The following is a 20,051-nucleotide window of genomic DNA, read 5'->3' as shown; positions in this document are numbered from 1 at the left end:
ACACCGGTCAAACTTCGGTCGCACCGGCTGCGCAGAGCATTCGCTGCAACCGCGTTGGTCCTCGCGACGACCGCTACGGCTGCTGCCGCTAAAGATGACGGCAAGGTGGCGGATTTCCTGCTCGACAACGGCATGGAGGTGGTCGTCATCCCCGATCACCGTGCGCCGGTCGTCACCCATATGGTATGGTACAAGATCGGCAGCGCCGACGAGCCGCCCGGCAAATCCGGCATCGCGCATTTCGTCGAACATCTGATGTTCAAGGCCACAAGCAACCACGCCGCCGATGAGTTCGACCGCGCCGTGGCCGACATCGGAGGCAACCAAAACGCCTTCACCTCATACGACTACACCGCTTTCTACGAGACGGTAGCGCCCGTGGCCCTCGAACAGATGATGGGCTTCGAGGCTGACCGGGTGCGCAACCTCATCCTTAACGACGACGTCGTCAAGACGGAGCGGGACGTAATCCTGGAAGAGCGCCGTCGGAGCATCGAGACCAACCCGTACGCAGTGCTGGACGAGGAGGTCGTCGCGACGCTGTGGCAGAACCAGCCCTACCGCATACCGGTGCTTGGCTGGATGCAGGAGATGGAGAAGTTGAACCGCGACGACGCCGAGGCCTTCTATGACAATTATTACCGGCCGAACAACGCGGTGCTGATCGTGGCGGGCGATGTCGAGCCGGAGACGGTCAGGGCGCTGGCGGAGAAGACCTATGGCAAGGTGGCGCGCGGACCGGACCTGCCGCCGCGCATTCGCCCAGTCGAGCCGGAGCAGAACACCAAGCGCGTGGTGACGCTGAGCGATGCCCGCGTTGCGGTGCCCAGCTTTTCGACGTATTGGGTGGTGCCTTCCTATCGCACGGCCGAGCCCGGCGAGGCCGAGGCGCTAGACCTTCTGGCTGAGATCCTCGGGGGCGGCAACCGCAGCCGGCTCTATCAGGAACTGGTGGTGAAACAGGGTATTGCCACCGAGGCCAACGCCTGGTTCCGGGGCACCATGCTGGATGCTACCTACTTCACCATCCGTGGCTCGCCGCGCGGCGATGCAAAGCTCGTCGATCTCGAAGCGGCTGCCGATGCCGAAGTCGCCCGGATCGCCAGGGACGGCGTCACCAGCGACGAGCTGGAAAAGGCCAAAGACCGCTTTGTCCGCGCCATAATTTTCGCCCGTGACAGGCAGGACCACATCGCCAACATGTTTGGCTCCACGCTTGCTACCGGCGGCAACGTGCAAGACGTCATGGAGTGGCCGGACCGCATTCGCAAGGTCACTGCCGATCAGGTCAAGGCGGTTGCCGCCCGCTATCTGGTGTTCGACCATTCGACCACCGGCTATCTCTTTCCCAAGACGGAGAATTGATATGATGACGAACCAACACCGCGGCGCCTTCGCACACGTCTTGTCCTCTCCACTTATGGCGGAAGGCAAGGCCGCGCGCCTCGCCATGCCGGTGGCCATCCTTCTCCTCGCCATTTTCTTCCTCATCCAGCAGGCGCTCACCGCCCATGCGGCGATGGACATCCAGGAGGTGAAATCTGGAAAGGGCATAAAGGCCTGGCTGGTGGAAGACCATACGGTACCGATCGTCACCATCCACTTTGTCTTCGAGGGCGGCACCACCCAGGACCCGATCGGCAAGGAGGGGCTCGCTTATCTGATGACCGGGCTGTTCGCAGAGGGGGCTGGCGATCTCGACAGCGATTCCTTCCAGGTGGAGCTTGACGAGGCGGGCGCATACATGAGCTTCATCGCGCAGCGCGACCGCATCAATGGGTCCATGCGCATGCTTTCCCAACGACAGGATGCCGCTTTCGATCTGCTCAGGCTCGCGGTCAACAGGCCGCGCTTCGACCAGGAGGCGTTCGAGCGCATCCGCGCCCAGGTCTTCTCCGACATCATCGCCAAGGAACGCGATCCCAAGACGATCGCACAGGGCAAATGGCGGCGCGCACTCTACGGCACGCATCCGTATTCAAGGCCGGACAAAGGTACCAAAGTGAGCCTCGCCGGCATCACGCCGGCCGATCTCAGCGCCTTCCACAAGGCCATTTTCGCTCGCGACGGGCTCCGTGTTGCCGTGGTCGGGGACATCGACGCGAAGACGCTCAGTAACAAGCTCGACCAGCTGTTCGGCGATTTGCGCGAGAAGCAGACGCTTTTTCCCATCGCCGATGTCGCTGCAGAACTCGGACAGCATGTGGAGGTGAACTGCGACCTTCCACAGACCTCGCTGCGATTGGTTTTTCCGGGCGTCGCGCGCAGCGAGCCACAATTCTTCGACGCGGTGCTGATGAACGAAATCCTCGGCGGATTGCCCTTCACCTCACGCCTGTATGACGAGGTGCGGGAAAAGCGCGGCCTTGCCTATGGCGTCGGCTCTTATCTGGTCGATAACGAGCATTCTGAGGAACTTGTGGTTGAGACGGCGACACGTTCGAACCGCGCGGCCGAGACGCTGAGCATCGTGCGTCGGGTGGTGAACGATATGGCGCAGAAGGGCCCGACCGAAGCCGAGCTCGAGGCGAGCAAGAAATATCTGATCGGCGCCTATGCCATCTCCCGTCTGGATTCCTCCAGCTCGATTGCAGCCACGCTGGTCGATATGCAGATCGACAATCTCGGCATCGACTACATCCAGCGCCGCCCAGCCCTCATCGATCAGGTGACGCTCGACCAAGTCAAGGCAGCGGCGAAGAAGCTGCTTTCGGCCGAGCCTTCTATTATGGTCGTCGGCCCGCCGCTGAGCGGCAAAGGATAAGCTCAGGTCCCGTTTTGCTTTCCTTCTCCCCTTGCGAGGCTGTTTCGCGTGGAGCGAAGTCCGTTTCGCTTAGCAGTTCTCGGGGGCATGGCGAGGCATTTGCCGGTTCAGCCGGTCGACTCTCGCCTGATTGTAGAGCGCTCCTCCTCGGCAAGCCTCTTTTCGAGCGGATGGTGGACGCCGGAGGATTGTCTGCAATTGTAGGCACAGGCCACCAGCGTGCACCGCGTGCGGGTGGCGAAGCGGATGACCGATTGTCCAGTTTTCGCCTCAGTGAGAACCGCGAGCCATCGACCAGAGAATTCGAAGTCCTTTCCCTTTTCAGTTGAGTACCGTGGGCTACCAGCCGTCTGGCCGAGGCCCTATAAGAAAGCCGCACCTGCAGAATACACCCCACATTCTGCCGACATGGATATTCGCTGCGTTGAGGAGGAATCCGGTATTGCCCCTGTGCCTGCCGATGATCCGCCACCTGAAATCCCCCGATCTGTTTGGCGCCATCGACCGCATGCCGGCACTTGGCACACCTGTTGGCGAGCGGACCTTCAAGGTCTTTAACCCGTCGACCGGCGAATTGCTGGCAGAACTTCCCGACATGGGTGTCGAGGCGACGCGCGCTGCAATCGACATGGCCTATGTCGCGCAGGCTGAATGGGCGGCATTGACCGCACGCGAGCGCAGCGACATGCTCTGGCGCTGGCATCAGCTGATTATCGACCACGCCGATGACCTTGCTGCGATTCTCACCGCGGAGATGGGCAAGCCGCTTGCCGAAGCCAAATCGGAGGTGTCGCATGCGGCCGCGTATCTGCAATGGTACGCCGAAGAGGCCAATCGCATCTATGGAGAGACGATCTCCGCACCATCGACGGACCGCCGGATGCTGGTGATCAAGCAGCCGGTCGGCGTCGTTGGCACGATAACACCGTGGAATTTCCCGGCCTCCATGGTGGCGCGCAAGATTTCGCCGGCCTTGGCGGCGGGCTGCACAATCGTCCTCAAGCCCGCTGAACAGACGCCGCTCGTAGCTGGCGCAATATTCGCCCTAGCCCATCAGGCTGGCTTTCCCGTAGGCGTCGTCAACCTGATCTATGCGTCCGAAGGCGACGCTGTCGGCCGTGAACTGTGCACCAATCCCAAGGTGCGTAAGATCAGCTTCACCGGCTCGACCGAGGTTGGCCGGCTGCTGATGCGCCAGTGCTCGGACCAGGTCAAGAAGGTCAGCCTTGAGCTCGGCGGCAATGCACCTTTCATCGTCTTCGACGATGCCGATATCGACGCCGCGGTTGACGGGGCGATCCAGGCGAAGTTCCGCAATGCCGGTCAGACCTGCGTTTCGGCGAACCGTCTATACGTCCAGTCAAGCGTTCACGACGAGTTCGTCGAGAAATTCGTGGAGAAAGTCCGCCACTTATCGGTTGGGGATGGCTTCGCTCCCGCGGTCGACATCGGCCCGCTCATCGACAAGCATGCTTTGGTCAAGATCGAATCCCATATTGCCGATTCCGTCGCAAAAGGCGGTGTAATTCGATGCGGGGGCAAACACATCGGCAAGGAAGGCACGTTTTTCCAACCGACGGTCCTCACCGACATCTCCAGCGAAATGATAGTGGCGCAAGAAGAGACATTCGGGCCCTTGGCTCCAATCATTCGCTTCGAGGATGCGGATCAGGTCGTGCGTGAGGCCAACGACACGATCTACGGCCTCGCCGCTTATTTTTATGCATCAAACCTGAAGCGAGTCTGGCGCGTGGCCGAGGCCTTGGAATACGGCATGGTGGGCATCAACACGGGACGGATGTCGTCGGAAGCCGCGCCTTTTGGCGGAATCAAGCAGTCCGGCATCGGGCGGGAGGGTTCGCGCCACGGCCTCGAGGACTACCTCGAAATGAAATACCTTTGCTTGGGCGGCATCTGACGCATCTGTTTGCGGAGATTCGGAGATCCGCTTATCGACCCACCTCCGAATGTGTGAGTGGAGGATCGCTCCTCGATGTGAGTGGACGAACGGCTCGGAAGCCGGAGCAACGACGCAATCCTGAAAGACTACCCTAGCCGAATGTATCTCTCGACGAGACGATCGTCTGCATTGTCGGCGAAACGGCGCGCATGTAACGGAGGAAACGCTTGCGAGCGATTTGGCGGCACTCGCGATTATCTTAAGGCGCCGGGCTGTCGTTTGCGCGGGTCGGTTGGAAGCCTGCGCGATCATGAACGCTGGTTGTGCTTTGTCCGGTCTCTGGGGCAGAATTTGAACCAGAGCCTTCCGATTGACTCACTTGCACTTCGGCCGACTGCCGCCGATCCCGGAAAGGTCAATGCGAATGCCTGGGATCTTCCGGTTTTGTCCGAGCCTGTACCGGCGGCGCAGCCGTAGCCGTAGCCGTAGCGTGCCTACACTCGTTCCCTCTGCTGCCGGCAGGGCAACGTCCAAATCGTCCGGATCCGGCTCACTGAACACTGCCTTCCCAAATCTGATATGGTCCATGTGGCCCGTCACCTATGCATGAGGCTCGGCGTCGGCCGGCTTAACCGTTCCGTTGCATATCGGGTGACGGGCCGCTCTCAGGCCCAGCAATCATGGGGACTAGTTGCATGGGAAACGCACGCTCCCAGAATAATAGGATGCCGGCGGATCCAAAGGGCTTGATCGGTCACGATGATTTCGCAGAAGGCTCCCGCCTTCCCTGCAGTGAAGGTGGACATCATTCCTTGGATGCTACCGCCGATGATCAGTAGTCGCCGAGTCATATCCCGCTGCCCATTTCTTCGGCCAACGGGTCGGACCAATTCTCAGTGGAAGTAGGGCTGATGAAGCCGGGATGCTCGGGGTTGGCGCGCGGCGCGCGCCCCAGAAGGCTGTCGAGGATGCGACGCGCGCGCCAGGCGAGCAGGCTTAGATTCGGATCAGCCAGTCCGCGCTGCCCGAGGCTCGCGTTTTGTATGAAGATGCGACAGTCTGGCGGTCCGTCCCAGCACACCGAAAAATCTTCGCCAATGGCCAATTCATTGTCGACCTGCTCCAGCCGGTCCGCGATCGGTTCCAAGAAGTCTGGCACCGCGTTCTGGTAACCGGTGGCCAGGATCACGATATCGGCCATGACGTCTCCGACAGCGTCCCTGCCCCTCTGCAGGGTCAGCCTGTGACCTGCTCCGGCGTTGATGCAGCGCGAAACGTTGCAACCTGGCCGCAGTGTGATGTCGCATGGGTTTGGCTCGAGAAATGCGTGGCGGTACAGCGCCTGATAGATAGCGCGCAACGTGCTTTCCGAAATCCCGTCCGAGGCGAGTACGAAACGCTCCAGGAACAGCTTGCGCTGCAATTGGCTCATCTTGGCGAAACGATCCGAAAAGCAGGGCATGAACAACTCGTTTGTGAACGGGCTGTTGTCGAGGGGCAGGTAGTTTTCACGCTGCGAGACCCAAGTGATCGATCGAGGTCGCCGTTCTTTTGGCAGGCCGACAAGGTGCAACAGCACCTCAGCCCCCGACTGGCCTCCGCCAACCAGGCAGACATGCTTTCTCCGCACGTCAGGATCGATGTGCAGGACCGCAGATGAGTGGAACAGGTTGCGTCCAATCCAGCCCTCAAACTGAGGCGGAATTCGCGCCTGCTTGCCAATGCCGACCACGAGGTTTCTGGCGCCAAGAACCGCGTTTTCCGTCCGCACCCGGAACTCGCCGTCAAAGCGGATTTCGTGCACGGTCTCCCCGCCACGAACAAGTGGGTTCCTGTGGAAAGCCCAGTTCAGGTATTGCTCAAACTCAGCTCTGAACACGGCCCCGAACTGTGCGTTCAGGAAGTGGTAGAGACGCCCGTTCTCATACAGGTAGTTCACGAAAGTGTAGGCTGATCGCGGATTCACCAGCGTGACCAGATCCTTAAAGTGGCTGACCTGGAGCTCTGAGCAATCGAAAGCGATGCCTGGATGCCAAAGGAAGTCGACTTGCCGATCCAGGAACAGCGCGCCTTGCCCGATTTGCTCGTGTATCTGACATGCAAGACTCAAATTAGACGGCCCAGCACCGACTCCAATGCAAGAGAATTCCACTTAGCTTTGCTCCTATAGTTTTTCCCACTGGCGGCTTGTTCGCAGCGAATATCGGCCATAGCCATTGGGCTCTCCCCCTCGCGGGTGTTTTCGAGCCACGGTCCCGACCGAATTTGCGGAAATTGTCCTGCGGGTTCGGGTTGTCGAATGTAGACCCCGAGCATTCCGGCCGGTGACAATCGACGGGTCGTGCCGGCGATTGGTTAGGGGGTGTCGACGTCCATCCTTTCCGCCCGCCTCGATGACCGCGTCGCCGTCACCCGAGACGCTTTCCAGGCCCATTAGTTGTTTGAAGCCGGCGCCGTCGCCCGCTCGACCATGACGCGCCGGCCTTTTGGCGGCTTGGTGGCGGGCGAGAGCGCGGTTTTCATTGCGGCGACGGCATTTTCGGTGCCCATGATCATGGACGACATCTCGCTGATACGTTCGGAGAATCCCATGCATGGGTCGTGCCAGAGAAGAAAATCTTATTAAAGCAATTGGTTGGCGGATTTGCGATCCTGTCGGAAATCCGACATTGAGGGGGGACGCCTCACGGCGACGCCCGATTTGCACGTCGATGTCGCCTTTTCCGAATAGCTAATCGGGGCACCTTCCGCACAAAAAGACTTCTCATGGAGACCAGCACAATGTGTTCATGAGCGGACGGTGCAGAACCTTGTGTCTCTTGCCGGACAGATCGCGATATGCCTTGTCCAACAAGGTGGGCAGTTGCAACATCTGCCAGATCCTTCGCCCTAAGGCACTCTTGAAAAAGCTCGACCAGCGGTTTGGCGATTTGCCTCAAAGGCAGGCGATCGCCCCGTCGCCGATGTCGTCCGAAGCTCGGCCAGTTCGCGGTGAGCTTCACTGCTTGAGTTTTCCGCGGTGCCCACCGAGCTCGCACAGGAGACCGATCAGGCGTTTACGACTTCACTCGTTGTCGGGTCTCCGACAATGTCGGACATGAGACATAGCGCTATCAGAGCCATCTCATTGTTCTAAAACGATTTTCTCATTTGGCACGACACATGCTTGGCTGTCCGCAAACGCGCTGCGGCACGGACGAAGGAGAAATCATCTCATGATCACGCTCGCCGAACATGCGGTCGCAGCCGCGAAAACTGAGCTTTCCCAAACCGAAGGAGAACCTCGCGCTTGTTTCCCAGTCGACATCATTCTTCACGTTATCCGGACATGACCGCATTCGGTGTCCGCACAACGTCGAATGCCCCGGACGATGATCCCTATTTTTGGCTTGGAGATGTCGAAGGAGAACGCACGCCTGCCTGGGCCACCAGCCAGTCGGCCAGGACCCTGGAGCACTTCGGTGGAACGCAATTCAAGCGCGACGACGACGCCCTGACGACGATTTTCGGCCGTCCTGACAAGATTCTATTGATCACACGCCGCGGCCAGTACCTCTACAATTCTGGCAAGAAGCCAGAAATCCGCGCGGACTGCGGCGGCGGACCACCCTTACCGCGTGTCCGCCGATCCTGCTTGTCGCCACAAAGCGGGACGACTGCGTTCATCCGGGGCTACGCGCCTAAGATGCCCGCAAAGCTGCAGACTCTTGGCTATCGCCCTTACTTCTGCGAGCCCGGCGCGGGCGCCCACGGCTACGGCAAGACAATCAGGAGCGGGCCGCATTCACTGCTCTGAGCAACAATGTCCTTCGCAGCGCGACCCACTGGCAAGCTGATTGCGTTCGATAGGTGGCGCAACCCAGACAACGGGCAACATTTCAATAAGCGAGCACAGGTCAATGATTGCGAGCAAAGCGCAAATAATGTGAGCACAATATCAGGCAAAACGAGCGCCGACGTTCCCTCAATCTCAGTTAATTCCGGCAGGATTCGTAATAATGAATTGCATCATTTCTGAAGAGCAAGGAGAGAGTAACATGGCAAGAAAGCGAATGGGCGTGGCGCGGGGAGTAACGGTAGCCGCCGTCCTCATCGTGGGGGGACAGCAGGCTGTCGCGGCGGACTTTGACCAACCCGCGAGCGCCCCGCAGGCAGGCGACTGGGTCGCTGAAGCGCCAAGCCCTTGGCAGGTCCGCCTGCGTGCGTTGGGGGTCATCACTGAGGATTCGGGCTACGTCAATGCGGTGCCCGGTTCCGATCTTTCCTATTCGGACACCCTGACACCGGAACTCGACATCTCCTATTTCTTCACGGACAACATCGCCACGGAGCTTATACTCGGCACCACCTATGCCAACATCGACGGCCAAGGATCGATCGGCGGACTGGGCAAGGTCGGCAAGGTTTGGCTGCTGCCGCCCACGCTCACATTGCAGTATCATTTTACCAATCTCGGCGCCTTCAAGCCCTATGTCGGTGCCGGCGTGAACTACACGATCTTCTATAACCAGGATGCCGGCAGCGCCGATGCTCTCAAGGTCAAGAACACGTTCGGCACCGCGCTGCAGGTCGGATTTGACTACATGGTGGATCAGCACTGGGGCGTCAACTTCGACGTGAAGAAGCTTTTCCTGAAGCCTAACTTCGACGTCACGGTGGGCGGCGCGAAACTAACGGGCAAGGCGGCGCTCGATCCCTGGTTGATAGGCGCAGGTGTCACCTATCGCTTCTGATGACGAAGACCGAAGGCGACTTGCTGGCAGCCGATCTGATTTGAAGGGCGCGCCTCGTGCGCCCTTTTATCGTCGGGCCTACAGAGCAATTGACCCGGATCGGAGGAGATGGTCTTGTTGCCCGTGGGCGGGAAGGTATCCGAAATCATCGCTCACTCAGTTCTCGCGCTGCTCGAAGCCGGACAAGAATATCGGAAACCCAACCAAACGGTCGGGCATGCTGTGTCGGCGGGGACGAGAGGTGCAACTCACAACGGTGCGCCAGCCGGCACGCAACTTGCATGGGTCACGGCTGACGGCCGCAATTCCATCACGGGCCTAGTGACCGATCAGTGTTGCTTTGACGCGTGTAGACTGGCGGCACTTTATAGGCAAGCGACGTGATAGGCGGTCGTTTGGTTCGTGATTGCCGATCTGACTGGAGTATTCGATGGTCCATCGCTATTATGACATCCTATCCCTCACGGTCCTCACCGCCGTCGAGGTATTTGAGGCATCGGCACGACACCTTTCGATTGAGCTCGCAGCTTCCGAGTTGAGCGTAACATTGGGAGAGATCAGTCGGCAGATCAAAGTCATTGAGGACGAGCTTGGTGTTCCGCTGTTCGTGAGGCAAGGAACCGACATGGTGCTTACCAGTGCAGGCAAAGAGCTCTACACCGAGCTGGCAAGCATTTTTTCCAGGGTGTCCGATGCTGTCACGACCATTAAACACGGCGGTCGCTCCAGGCTGTCTCGATTGCCTCCACCCCTGCGTTCGCGTCGATCTGGCTGACATCGCGCATGCCGCGCTTTGAGGCACGTGCAAGTTCTACGAGATCGATCAGAAGATCGTTGCGAAATGGGGGAATTGGGCTTCGACTGCCGATCTTCCGACTTGCCCAGAACCTGCGATCGACGGTGCCCTCGGTCGAGGAAAGAGCTTGTGGTGTCGGCCGAGTGGTGCGCGAGGCCAACCAAATAGGGCGCCTACACCAACTAGCCGCCTTGATGCACGGCAAAGAGCTTTTGGCGGCCTGAAGCGGCGATCAGGCGGCTGTTGCGATTCTTTTTGACAAGCACGTTAGGCGCCGGTCGGTTATCCGTCGTGATGGAAGGCGGGGTTTGCAGGTTGCGGCCGGCGGGTTCGTTTGGGGCGTCTACGCCCCATCGTTTATGTCGCGAGCCTCGGGATGCGACTGAGGACGATGCGTAGGATTCCCTGGTCGAGGCAGGATGTCGGCAGGTGCAGGAGAATCTGGGTTTTCATCTCGACTACCCGTGCGGCGATCTTTATGAGGCGCAGTCGCAGGGTGTCGAATTGCGCGACGGCAAAACTCGAGCGCTTCGGCATCGTGGCGCGCAGGCCCCACATCAGCCAGTAGGCGCCGGCACGCAGGAACAGCCGGAATTAGTTGGCCGTGGCGCGTGAGCAGGATGTGCGGTCGGCGGCGAGATGCTCTTCCACGACTTGATGTGGTTCTCGGCCGTGCCGCGCCGGCAGTAGACATCCTCGTAAAGCGCCTTGGCCTTTCCACCGGCGAGGTTGGTGACGACGAAGTGGCTATCACCTTGGCCGCCGACCTCGACCCGGGCGATGATGCGCTCGACGCGGCTCCAACTGGCGGCCCCGTCAACAAACTCCTTGAACCTGCTGACCTTGCCCGTCTTCGCCGACGCTTCGAAGCGAGCCGTCGTGCTGGTTTCCAGGTCCGCGACATGCTTGCGCAGGGTCGTGGTGGGTCCCAGGCCGAAGATGAAGTCGGCGTGGTTTGCGCGGCACCAGTCAATGACCAGCGGACTGCAGTAATGTCCGTCGGCTCGTATCGGGATCCAGGTGTTCGGCCAGTTGCTCCGGATCGCCCGCACGAGGCGGCGCAGGTGAGCGGCCGCACGCCGGGCAGATTCTCCAGCCGGTAGACGATTGAGACGCCAGGTTCCGACCCGAAGGCAGCGCATCCTGGGCCATCTTGAAGACCGGATCGGAGCGCAGCCGGTTGGCGTCGTTGCCATCCTCGTAGCCGGCGGCGATCATCTTCATGCGAAAGCCGATTTTTATGTCTGCCAGGCTGTGGACGACCTGGTCCGGGCAGCGCGGATCGTCGATGCACCGCGCCACACGCTCGGCGACACGCAGCCGCTTTTCCACCTCGGCCAGAGCCACAACGCCACCGTTCGAGGACAGCATCCTCCCGTCGAAACGGGCGACGACATACTTGCCGCGAATCGATGACAAACCGTTCAGCGGCAGCGTAGGATCATTCATGGCGGGTGTGGTCTCCGGGATATGGCGCGGATCGGCTTAAGCAACCAATCCTACGTCATTTCAACGGTTTGCTCCACATCCGCCGACCTGCCATGAATTTTCCGGGCTGGGAGACCTGTGTGCGGGACGCACATTGCATTGATTTGTTTGATTTTGTCGGCAGATCAGGAATATTGTAGGCGATGGCAGTGAGGCGAATTTGAACGCCTGCCTTGGTAAGCTCTCGCCATCGCATCCGGCGAAGACCCTTCCATGAGCCGAAGATTTTCTCGATGCGACCACGAATGCGGTGGATCGGTTGGTTCCAAGCCTCAAGATGTGCCCATATTTCGGCTTCGTCCCGACCCCACATGCCGGTGGCGACAACACGAGGGGTTCCGCCCTTTTTGTGTCGCCGAAATGATTGCCTCGATAGGCGCTGTCGGCAAACACCTCGCCGGGATCGTCGAGCAGCGCATCAGCACCGGCTTTGCCGTCGTTAATGTTGGCGGGCGTGATCGCAATCTCCTCGACCAAAGCAGTATCGGCGTCGGCACCCACATGGGCTTTGAAGCCGTGGACTGCTGGTCGGCCTTTATGCTTGACCCAATGGCCTTCGTCATCATCCTCATTGGCCGAGGCGATGATTGTCGCATCGACAAGCGTGCTAGTCTTAACCCGGATCGCTTTGGCCTTGAGCTGGCGGGTGATCTCGTCGAACAGAGTCCTGTCCAGACCATGTGCCACAAGGGCGCCTTGAACAAGGCCGTTGGCGGCCAAGCGGGCTCGCCCTTGGCCGCGCAGGAAATCACGGCCAGGTGGCGCTCGATCTACGCCCAGTCAATCTGTCTGGCAAGCTCGTCCAAAGACGAATGTCGGCCGCCATCAACGGCGAAACCGAACTTTTCCTGACCAATGCGCCGACGTGACATCGCATCCCTCAATCCCTTGATCAGATCGAGGGAATCACAGATCAATGCGCCGGTCCAGCCACCCGCGCACAGGTATCCTAGACCGGCATTGACCGCTTCGGCGCATTCCGCACCGGGCGATCGAAGTCGTGTACGGCGTTCGTGGCGACGCTGCGCGCCGGACACGGACGTTAGATGATAGTGACGACGCCCTAGCCGTATGCGCTGCCGCAATCTAACTGGTCTGGTGATCGAGCGGCTGGCGGGTTCTGTGCAAAAGATGGTCATGACAGAACTCGCAGTTAGAACCTTTAGGGTCGCCGCCCTTGCATCGGACATCTCTCTTCCAGTTTGCCCCAGAGATCGAAAAGAGCAGCTGAGATTTTTACGCGCAAGGATACTGACCTACACTCCCATTGCCATTCAATGCAATATCGTCAAGCAGAAGCATTTGTGGCAATTGTGTTGCCAAAAAGTCAATTAGTTTTCGTTATTTTAAATAGCATGCAACATATCTCTCAAAATTGCAGCATAATATAACGTGAAGTTCACAACGCTTCACTTTCTGATTATGCATATCGCGGGTACAGTCGATGGTGAAAAAACACATCGTCCCTTTTGTCCTACCTCATATTGGGGGTGCAATGACTTATCGCGGAGCACGTCGATGCAGGACCGGCAGCAGCCTGGTCAGGAATTGCAATACAATCCCGCTGCGGGGATCGAGCCGGGACGGTGGACACATATTTCCGCTAGAGGACGTCGACGTTATCTTGCGTCTAGACGCCTTCGCAAAAAGCCATGCTCCGCATCGTTGCGAGTGTTTTCAGCCGCGTCATTGCGCGCCCATGGATACAATGCTGCCCCCCCCCAACACACACCCGCACACGGAGGAACTGTTATGAACGCCCTAAATCAGCAGGCAGCACCGGAGCAAGCCGCGCGAGAGCGCATGAAGGTATCCCACGCCCTCGACGGCGACGCCGGTCGTTTGGCCCACTTATATCGCGGATGGGCGAATGGCTTCGATCTGGACCAGGTCCGCGTCGGGTACTGCGGGCCGATGATCGTGGCGGAACTGGCAGGCGCCGTGCAGACGGCCTATTTGGCCACGCAGCGAAATGCAATCTCAATCCTCGACGCTGGCTGCGGAACAGGGCTCGTCGGCGTGGAACTGGAACGGCTCGGCTTCCGGTTGATTGACGGGTTCGATCTCTGCGAAGAGATGGCCGAAAAGGCCCGGCAAACCGGCGTCTACCGCCATGCCCGAGGCAACGTCGACCTTAACGGGCGGCTCTCGGACTACTCCAGCGCGAGCTATGACCTAACCGTCTGCTGCGGCGTCCTCACGCTCGGACACGTCCGACCGGATGGGTTGTGCGAGCTGGCTCGCGTCACCCGCCCGAATGGCTTCGTCATTGCAAGCACCCGCAAGAGCTATGCGGAGACGACATCCTTTGAAGGCGAGGTACGGCGCCTGCAAGATGAGGGCGTCCTTATACCGGCACAGTGTCTGAGGAACGGCAGATACGTCGCCGAGGAGGACGCGCACTATTGGGTCTTCCAGGTGCCCGAGAAGACCAACGCCCCAGAGGAACCCAAGCCGTGACGCGTTACTGCGACGGACTTTCCTGCGAAGGCCCTGCACAATTGCATGATGCGGCCGAGAATGCGGACGAAGCCATACTGCTGTACACGACGCAGAAGACCTCCCTTGGCGTATTCGAATGGCTCGACAGTTTCGTGAAACTCGCGCGGCGAGCGCTGGTAGCGCGGCACGCCGCCCTGTGCGTTGTAAGGGCCGGCGTTGTACATGACCAATTCTCCTCGATCCAAAACTTTAAGTTGCTTCCCCAACGCTGTGTTCAGAACCGGAACCTATCGGCATGCATGCGACACAAATGTAGTGAATCCAACTTAAGAGCAATACCGACATTTTGTCAGCAGGGCACCCATGTTGTTTTAAGCGGATTTTTCGTATGACATGCCACATGCTTGCTGCCTGCAACGGAGCCAAAAAGGATTGTGACTTTGATTGGGGTGACAAATGAATTTGGGACTTGACGGCAAGGTGGCAATGGTCGCGGCCGCCTCCAGCGGCTTAGGTTTGGCCACAGCTGAGGAGCTAGCCAACGAAGGTTGCCGCGTGTCCATCTGTGGGCGGGATCCGGGGCGGCTAGAAAAAGCAGTGGATCAGTTGCGCAGCACAGGCGCTGACGTGCTGGCGCGCGCGACCGATGTGACTGACTGCGCGGATGCAGCAGCTTGGGTTGCCGAAACGGCAGAGCATTTTCGACGTATCGACATCTTGGTGACGAATTGCGGGGGCGTTACTGCCGGGCCACCCTCAGTCATGACGCCTAAGGATTTCGACGACGCGTTTGACCGAGTGCTCTTACCTTCGATAAATCTGGTTACCGCTGCTTTGCCGCATCTGCGGCGCTCGCGGGCGGGGCGAATATTGATGCTCGCTTCCGAGGCTATTGTACGGACCCCAGTACATTTCGCATTGTCGGGTGTCGCACGAGCAGGGTTAGTGCCCTACTGCCACACGCTCGTACAACAATTGTCGGGAGAGAGCATCACCGTAAACGTGCTCGCTCCTGGAGCCCACAGTACCGCGATTCACGAAGCCAATCGCCTCGGCGACCATGCCAAAGCCATCCGTGCGCTCGAGGATAGGACCCCGGCCGGACGCCTTGGCGATCCCTCGGAATTCGCAGCAGTCGCTGCATTCTTGGCCAGCGCCCGCGCGGCCTATGTCAGCGGCGCCCTAATCGTCATCGATGGTGGGCTGAGTGCAACCGTCTGAACGACTCGTCGCACTAGGAGCCGTTCGCATGAACGAAGCCAACGCGAACAGAACCGTCATCGATCCCGGCTGTTCAATCGCTCATGCGTGTAATCATAGCTGGAGTGGGGAAAATCTCTATGTCAGATACAGCTCATAATGCTGCGACTGATGCAGAAGGATACCAGGAGCTCTTCGGAGTCGATGGCAAGGTAGTCTGCATTTCGGGCTCGAGCCGGGGTCTCGGGAAGTCGCTCGCCACCTGCTTTGGACGATTGGGTGCGAAGATAGTTCTTTCCTCGCACAATGTTGAAGAGCTAGCCGAAGCAGAGGTCGAACTTGCGGGCCAAGGAATCAACGTCACGGCTATCCGCGCTGATGTGCGGTCGCACGACGATTGCAAGGCACTGATCGGTGGCACGGTCGACAGGTTCGGGCGGATCGATGTGATGGTCTGCAACGCAGGTACCGATATCATTAAGCCAGCGCAGTCATATGAAGAGCCGGAATGGGACGAGGTCGTCGATACCAATCTGCGGGGCTACTATTTTTGTGCGAAGTTTGCCGCCCAAGCAATGCTGGATCAAGGCGGCGGCAGCATCATCATGACTTCTTCGGTCGCCAGTTCGCTGGGCATACCGGGCCTGGCTGTCTATGCTGCGAGCAAGGGGGGCGTCAATCAATTGACGCGTACCATGGCGGTAGAATGGGCTGATAAGGGTATTCGTGTAAACGCCGTCGCACCTGGGTTCATCAACAACTTCATGGATGGAGTGCACCCTAATCTCGATACCCCTTATCAGCACCGCGCAATGGAACTCACTCCGATGCGCCGCCGCGGCAATTTGTCAGAGTATTTCGGGCCTTACATTTTCCTCGCGAGCCCAGCTGCATCGTTTGTGACAGGCGAGATTCTCTATGTCGACGGGGGCTACGCCGCGAACTGATGCAGGATGGTTCCATGTTGTGGCGGTATTTGGAGGTGGCTAGGCGATGTTAAGAGCAATACCAGATGAAGTGAACTTCCTAGACTGCACCTTGCGCGACGGTGGCTACTACACAGGTTGGGATTTCGCGCCGGAACTGGTGTCGGACTATGTCGCTACCATCAACATTCTCCCAGTGCGCATGGTCGAGCTGGGGCTCGCCGGAAAGCCTGAGAGCCAGGGATATTTCGCCAGCGTGACGAGCTCTAAGGCCGAACAGGTGGCTCCTGGTCTCTTGGTCAAGGCATGCGTAATGATCGATGCCAAGGATGTGCTTGCGAGCGAACTGCCTATACCCCTTGCCGTGATCCGCCTGACAGAAGGCCTAGTGCCAGGACATATCACGACCGTCCGCGTGGCGGCGCATTACAGCAACATGGCTGCCAGCCGGAACATTTGCGCTGAGTTGTCTCACAGGGGCTTCCGCGTATTTTTGAATCTCATGCAGATCGATGCAGCAGATGCCGCAGAAGTTGAGATGTGCCTGAAGGAGGTAAAGCAGATCGACACCATCGACGTGCTATATATTGCCGATTCCTTTGGCTCTATGACGCCGACTCGCGTTCAGGAAATTATCGGCCGGTTTGCCGATCGAATCGAGCCTGACATTGGATTCCACGGCCATGACAACCGCGGATATGCAGTGGTCAATTCAGTTGCCGCCGCTGTGGCGGGTGCGACCTGGATAGACTGCACCATGGCCGGCATGGGCCGCGGGGCAGGAAATACGGCTAGTGAGCAGCTCCTACCGCTTCTCGCTGGTCTCGAAACGTCCAAGGAACGGGCACTCCTCGAGCACGTCTTGCGTCACTTCGATCCGCTTCGCAAACGGTATGGCTGGGGCAGCAGCGCGGCATATCAATTCGCGGGCTCAAACTTCATCCATCCGTCCTATGTTCAAAAGCTTTGTGAAGGCGGGGCCTTGTCTGACGCCGCCATTATCAGGCGCCTTTCGGAGCTTCGCGCCGATGAACGGATGAGTTTTGCCGATGAAAAGCTGTCGGCGCTGATGGCGCAGGACATCGCCTGATCGCAGATATCCCTATCGAGGTGCCTCTTTTTCCCAATTTGGAGGAAGCCATGACCCTGCCAAACGCGGTGGTGAAACCATCGGCCCTCCCGTCCGATCCACGGTTTTCATCAGGCCCTTGCCGCAAACATCCCGGCTGGAGCGTGCACCCAACTATGGTGCGCTATGTTGGACGGAGTCATCGGAGCTCCGAGGGAGCAGAAAGGCTAGGAGAAGTAATCAGGCGCATGGCCTCTTTGCTAGAGCTGCCTAATAGCTGGCTTTGCGGAATCGTGCCCGGTTCAGGTACTGGGGCCTGCAGCATGGCCTTACAAAATCTACTCGGCCCGTCTCCAGTCGAGACATTCGTGTCGGACAGCTTCTCGCAGTATTGGGCAAATGAGATCGATACGTTAGCACTTGCGGCCCAACGCCGGCATATATGTGCTTTCGGAGATTTTCCGAGCACGAGCGGGATCGACCCCACTCACGACGTCGTTCTAGTGCTAAACGGCACCAACAGCGGCGTCTGTCCGCCGGATCTTGACTGGATTCTTCCTGACCGTGCCGGGCTTGTGATCGCAGATGCCGTCTCCGCAGCTTTTACGAGGCCCATCGACTTCAATCGGATCGATGTTCTGTGCTGGTCATGGCAGAAGGCGCTTGGCGGCGAAGGCGGCCATGGCATGATCGCACTCTCGCCTCGAGCCCAGGCACGGCTGAGAGCCGGCGGACGTAAGCCTGTAGCCAGGCTCATGAGACTGCACAACGCCGACGGATCTGTGAACAAAGCGTTCTTTGGCGGACGGACGATCTCGACCCCCAGCATGTTTGCTGTCGAGGATATCCACTCTGCGCTGGACTGGGCCGAAGCGTGCGGCGGACTACCCGCGCTTCTGAACAGGGTTGCCGATAACTATGCTGTGATGGCCGACTGGGTGAACTCTACTCCTTGGATTGATTGGACTTGCACCAATCCGGCAGCACGCTCCACCTGTTCAATTACCCTCCGGCTTGTACGCGAGCAACTCGCTGTCGACGAGAAAGAGGACGACGGCAAAATCGTTGCGGGGATGATCCGTCTACTCGAAGCCGAAGGCGCGGCCTTTGACATCTGGAGCTACGGTGACGCGCCACCGGGATTTCGGATATGGGCGGGACCTACGGTCGAGGCAGATGACTTGGCGATCTTATGCGAGTGGCTGGCCTGGGCTTATAGCCAGACGTGCGAGGCCAGCACGCCGCTCGAAGCAATGATCGTGCGTGGCAGAGAGCCTTTTAAGGAGGGTCTTCATGACCGATGATACTCAAGAAAGTTCCGGCTGTAGGTGTGGCACTCCAAATTGCTCGTGCAAGATCGCACGCGAGGACTGGCGAATCAGTGCATTGCAAGAGGCTCATCACGGCTACTTTCCGCCGCTTACGCCGCTTGCGGTTCAGCTAGAGACGGAGTCGGCCGGTGCTCTGACCGCGCCCCTCGACAGCCTACCAATGTTCGAGCGTCCTCCCCAGACGCTGGTAGCTTGCTATGACGCGATACTTTTCGACGCAACGGGGGTCCTGATCAGCGAAAATGACGCCCTGCCTGGCGCCGCCGATATCCTGGCACGACTTAATATGTCTGGTCAGCCATACTACATCGTGACCAACATCAGCAGTGGATCGGACGAAACGATATTTGCACGTCTTCGGGGCGCCGGACTTCCGATTCCGGCGGTCGACCATATCGTATCAGCAGGCGGGGTCGCGCGACATTGCGTCCTCGGAGAGCTGGCCGCCGGGCGGCTAGTCTCTTACATCGGCAGTCCACGCGCTGCGCATGACATCTTCGGCAAGCATGCAAACCTTCATTGCGCGGACGCGACCGAGACATTCGACACACTCGTGGTGCTCGATGACGAAGGTTTCGATTTTAAACGGTCTGCTGATCAAATTCTGTCCACCTTTCAACGCAAACTGATCGAGACGGGTCAAATGCCCCGTATATTAGCTGCAAACGCGGACATCATTTATCCTGGCAAGAACGGCTCACTCATCTTTGGACCAAGCATAATAGGGCCAATGCTTCAAGCAGGACTAGCGCCGTTCGGAGCTCCTACAATCTCAGTTGAAATATTAGGCAAGCCGGGAAGAGCGATTTTCGAAGAGTGCATCGCTCGGGCCGGTACCGACCGTCTTTTGATGGTCGGCGATCAGGTTGATACTGACATCAAGGGCGCAAAGGCTGCCGGGCTCGACGCGCTTCTCGTAACAACGGGCCTCAACAACGGCGGCAAGTTGCGTCAAGGTGGGAACGGCGCTCCCGATTATGTAGCAAAGGGCCTCGATCAGATCTTCGACGACAGTTGTTTTGCAGCGTTTTACCCAAAAAGAAAAATGTAGGTCGATTTGCGCCGCAGGATACGTTTCGACTTGTTGATAGATGAAAAACAGCAGTCAAGAAATGAAAAATATGTCTCTTTTCAGTTTGCAATTTCGAAAATTTTTCGAAGATAGAATTAATAAATATTTTCAATATTTATATTCTAATTACCTAAAAAGATGCGTAAGGAGGTCATGCAGATCACGAGGGGGTAATGCTTTTCAGGCCTTGGTCGAGAGCTACAAAAGCTGCCACCAAGCCGTCACCGCTGTCCGATGCGCCATGACTTCAGCTTGTTTGGCACATGACTTTTTGGACGCTTGCGAACAGCCCGCATGCGGTCATAAATCACTAATCAGGGTGCGGGAAAT

The 20,051-nt window shown here is 58.5% G+C and carries 16 protein-coding genes and 2 pseudogenes; 12 read left to right on the top strand and 6 right to left on the bottom strand.

Going from position 1 to position 20,051, the window contains the following annotated elements:
• Positions 1-54: 54 nt before the first annotated feature.
• The 3 genes from OHD62_RS33255 (at position 55) to OHD62_RS33245 (ending at position 4,682) form a co-directional block, all read left to right on the top strand.
• Positions 55-1,365: a M16 family metallopeptidase gene (locus tag OHD62_RS33255; protein ID WP_263791707.1), complete on the top strand. Its 1,311-nt coding sequence runs from the start codon at positions 55-57 to the stop codon at positions 1,363-1,365.
• A 1-nt stretch (position 1,366) separates the two neighbouring features.
• A complete protein-coding gene (locus tag OHD62_RS33250) occupies positions 1,367-2,764 on the top strand; it encodes a M16 family metallopeptidase (protein ID WP_263791706.1) in 1,398 nt (465 codons plus the stop codon).
• Between the two features lie 508 nt (positions 2,765-3,272).
• Positions 3,273-4,682 carry an NAD-dependent succinate-semialdehyde dehydrogenase gene (locus tag OHD62_RS33245; RefSeq protein ID WP_263791810.1) on the top strand — a complete coding sequence of 470 codons (1,410 nt, stop codon included), beginning with the start codon at positions 3,273-3,275 and terminating at the stop codon, positions 4,680-4,682.
• Between the two features lie 829 nt (positions 4,683-5,511).
• On the opposite strand, the gene OHD62_RS33240 is transcribed toward OHD62_RS33245, so the two are convergent.
• Both OHD62_RS33240 and OHD62_RS33235 read right to left on the bottom strand, forming a co-directional pair.
• Positions 5,512-6,816, bottom strand: a complete 1,305-nt coding sequence (locus OHD62_RS33240; RefSeq protein ID WP_263791705.1) for a lysine N(6)-hydroxylase/L-ornithine N(5)-oxygenase family protein — start codon at positions 6,814-6,816, stop codon at positions 5,512-5,514.
• A gap of 281 nt (positions 6,817-7,097) precedes the next feature.
• A complete protein-coding gene (locus OHD62_RS33235) occupies positions 7,098-7,256 on the bottom strand; it encodes a hypothetical protein (RefSeq protein ID WP_263791703.1) in 159 nt (52 codons plus the stop codon).
• 736 nt (positions 7,257-7,992) lie between these two features.
• Here OHD62_RS33235 and OHD62_RS33230 point away from each other — a divergent pair.
• From OHD62_RS33230 to OHD62_RS33220, 3 genes are all read left to right on the top strand, one after another.
• Positions 7,993-8,460, top strand: coding sequence for a hypothetical protein (locus OHD62_RS33230; RefSeq protein ID WP_263791701.1), 468 nt, complete (start codon positions 7,993-7,995; stop codon positions 8,458-8,460).
• A 256-nt stretch (positions 8,461-8,716) separates the two neighbouring features.
• Positions 8,717-9,397 (top strand): OmpW/AlkL family protein, encoded by a 681-nt coding sequence (locus tag OHD62_RS33225; protein WP_412177455.1) that lies wholly within the window; start codon positions 8,717-8,719, stop codon positions 9,395-9,397.
• A 430-nt stretch (positions 9,398-9,827) separates the two neighbouring features.
• On the top strand, positions 9,828-10,172 hold the full coding sequence (locus tag OHD62_RS33220; RefSeq protein WP_263791698.1) for a LysR family transcriptional regulator: 345 nt from the start codon (positions 9,828-9,830) through the stop codon (positions 10,170-10,172).
• A gap of 378 nt (positions 10,173-10,550) precedes the next feature.
• Here the strand turns inward: OHD62_RS33220 and OHD62_RS33215 are convergent.
• The 3 genes and pseudogenes from OHD62_RS33215 to OHD62_RS35860 all read right to left on the bottom strand — a co-directional run.
• Positions 10,551-11,642: pseudogene (locus tag OHD62_RS33215) on the bottom strand (IS1380 family transposase).
• 55 nt (positions 11,643-11,697) lie between these two features.
• A complete protein-coding gene (locus OHD62_RS35865) occupies positions 11,698-11,994 on the bottom strand; it encodes a transposase (RefSeq protein WP_412177454.1) in 297 nt (98 codons plus the stop codon).
• Between the two features lie 113 nt (positions 11,995-12,107).
• Positions 12,108-12,368, bottom strand: a pseudogene (locus tag OHD62_RS35860) (transposase); the annotation flags it as partial.
• Positions 12,369-13,433: 1,065 nt separating this feature from the next.
• On the opposite strand from OHD62_RS35860, the gene OHD62_RS33205 reads away from it, so the two are divergent.
• Positions 13,434-14,141 carry a class I SAM-dependent DNA methyltransferase gene (locus OHD62_RS33205; RefSeq protein ID WP_263791695.1) on the top strand — a complete coding sequence of 236 codons (708 nt, stop codon included), beginning with the start codon at positions 13,434-13,436 and terminating at the stop codon, positions 14,139-14,141.
• Here the strand turns inward: OHD62_RS33205 and OHD62_RS33200 are convergent.
• Positions 14,084-14,347: a hypothetical protein gene (locus OHD62_RS33200; protein WP_263791693.1), complete on the bottom strand. Its 264-nt coding sequence runs from the start codon at positions 14,345-14,347 to the stop codon at positions 14,084-14,086. The two genes, OHD62_RS33205 and OHD62_RS33200, sit on opposite strands and share 58 nt — an antisense overlap.
• Before the next feature lie 232 nt (positions 14,348-14,579).
• On the opposite strand from OHD62_RS33200, the gene OHD62_RS33195 reads away from it, so the two are divergent.
• The 5 genes from OHD62_RS33195 (at position 14,580) to OHD62_RS33175 (ending at position 19,700) form a co-directional block, all read left to right on the top strand.
• Entirely contained in the window at positions 14,580-15,344 is a 765-nt protein-coding gene (locus OHD62_RS33195) for an SDR family NAD(P)-dependent oxidoreductase (protein WP_263791691.1), read from the top strand.
• A 119-nt stretch (positions 15,345-15,463) separates the two neighbouring features.
• Positions 15,464-16,270: an SDR family NAD(P)-dependent oxidoreductase gene (locus OHD62_RS33190; RefSeq protein WP_263791690.1), complete on the top strand. Its 807-nt coding sequence runs from the start codon at positions 15,464-15,466 to the stop codon at positions 16,268-16,270.
• 46 nt (positions 16,271-16,316) lie between these two features.
• Positions 16,317-17,339 (top strand): hypothetical protein, encoded by a 1,023-nt coding sequence (locus tag OHD62_RS33185; RefSeq protein ID WP_263791688.1) that lies wholly within the window; start codon positions 16,317-16,319, stop codon positions 17,337-17,339.
• A gap of 347 nt (positions 17,340-17,686) precedes the next feature.
• Positions 17,687-18,622: a phosphoserine aminotransferase gene (locus OHD62_RS33180; protein WP_263791687.1), complete on the top strand. Its 936-nt coding sequence runs from the start codon at positions 17,687-17,689 to the stop codon at positions 18,620-18,622.
• Positions 18,612-19,700: an HAD-IIA family hydrolase gene (locus tag OHD62_RS33175; protein ID WP_263791686.1), complete on the top strand. Its 1,089-nt coding sequence runs from the start codon at positions 18,612-18,614 to the stop codon at positions 19,698-19,700. The genes OHD62_RS33180 and OHD62_RS33175 overlap by 11 nt, the downstream gene beginning before the upstream one ends.
• Positions 19,701-20,051 lie beyond the last annotated feature (351 nt).

Source organism: Mesorhizobium sp. YC-39 (assembly GCF_025753795.1).
Classification (GTDB): domain Bacteria; phylum Pseudomonadota; class Alphaproteobacteria; order Rhizobiales; family Rhizobiaceae; genus Mesorhizobium.
Note: the sequence above shows the minus strand (reverse complement) of the source record. Positions and strands in the feature narration are given on the sequence as shown.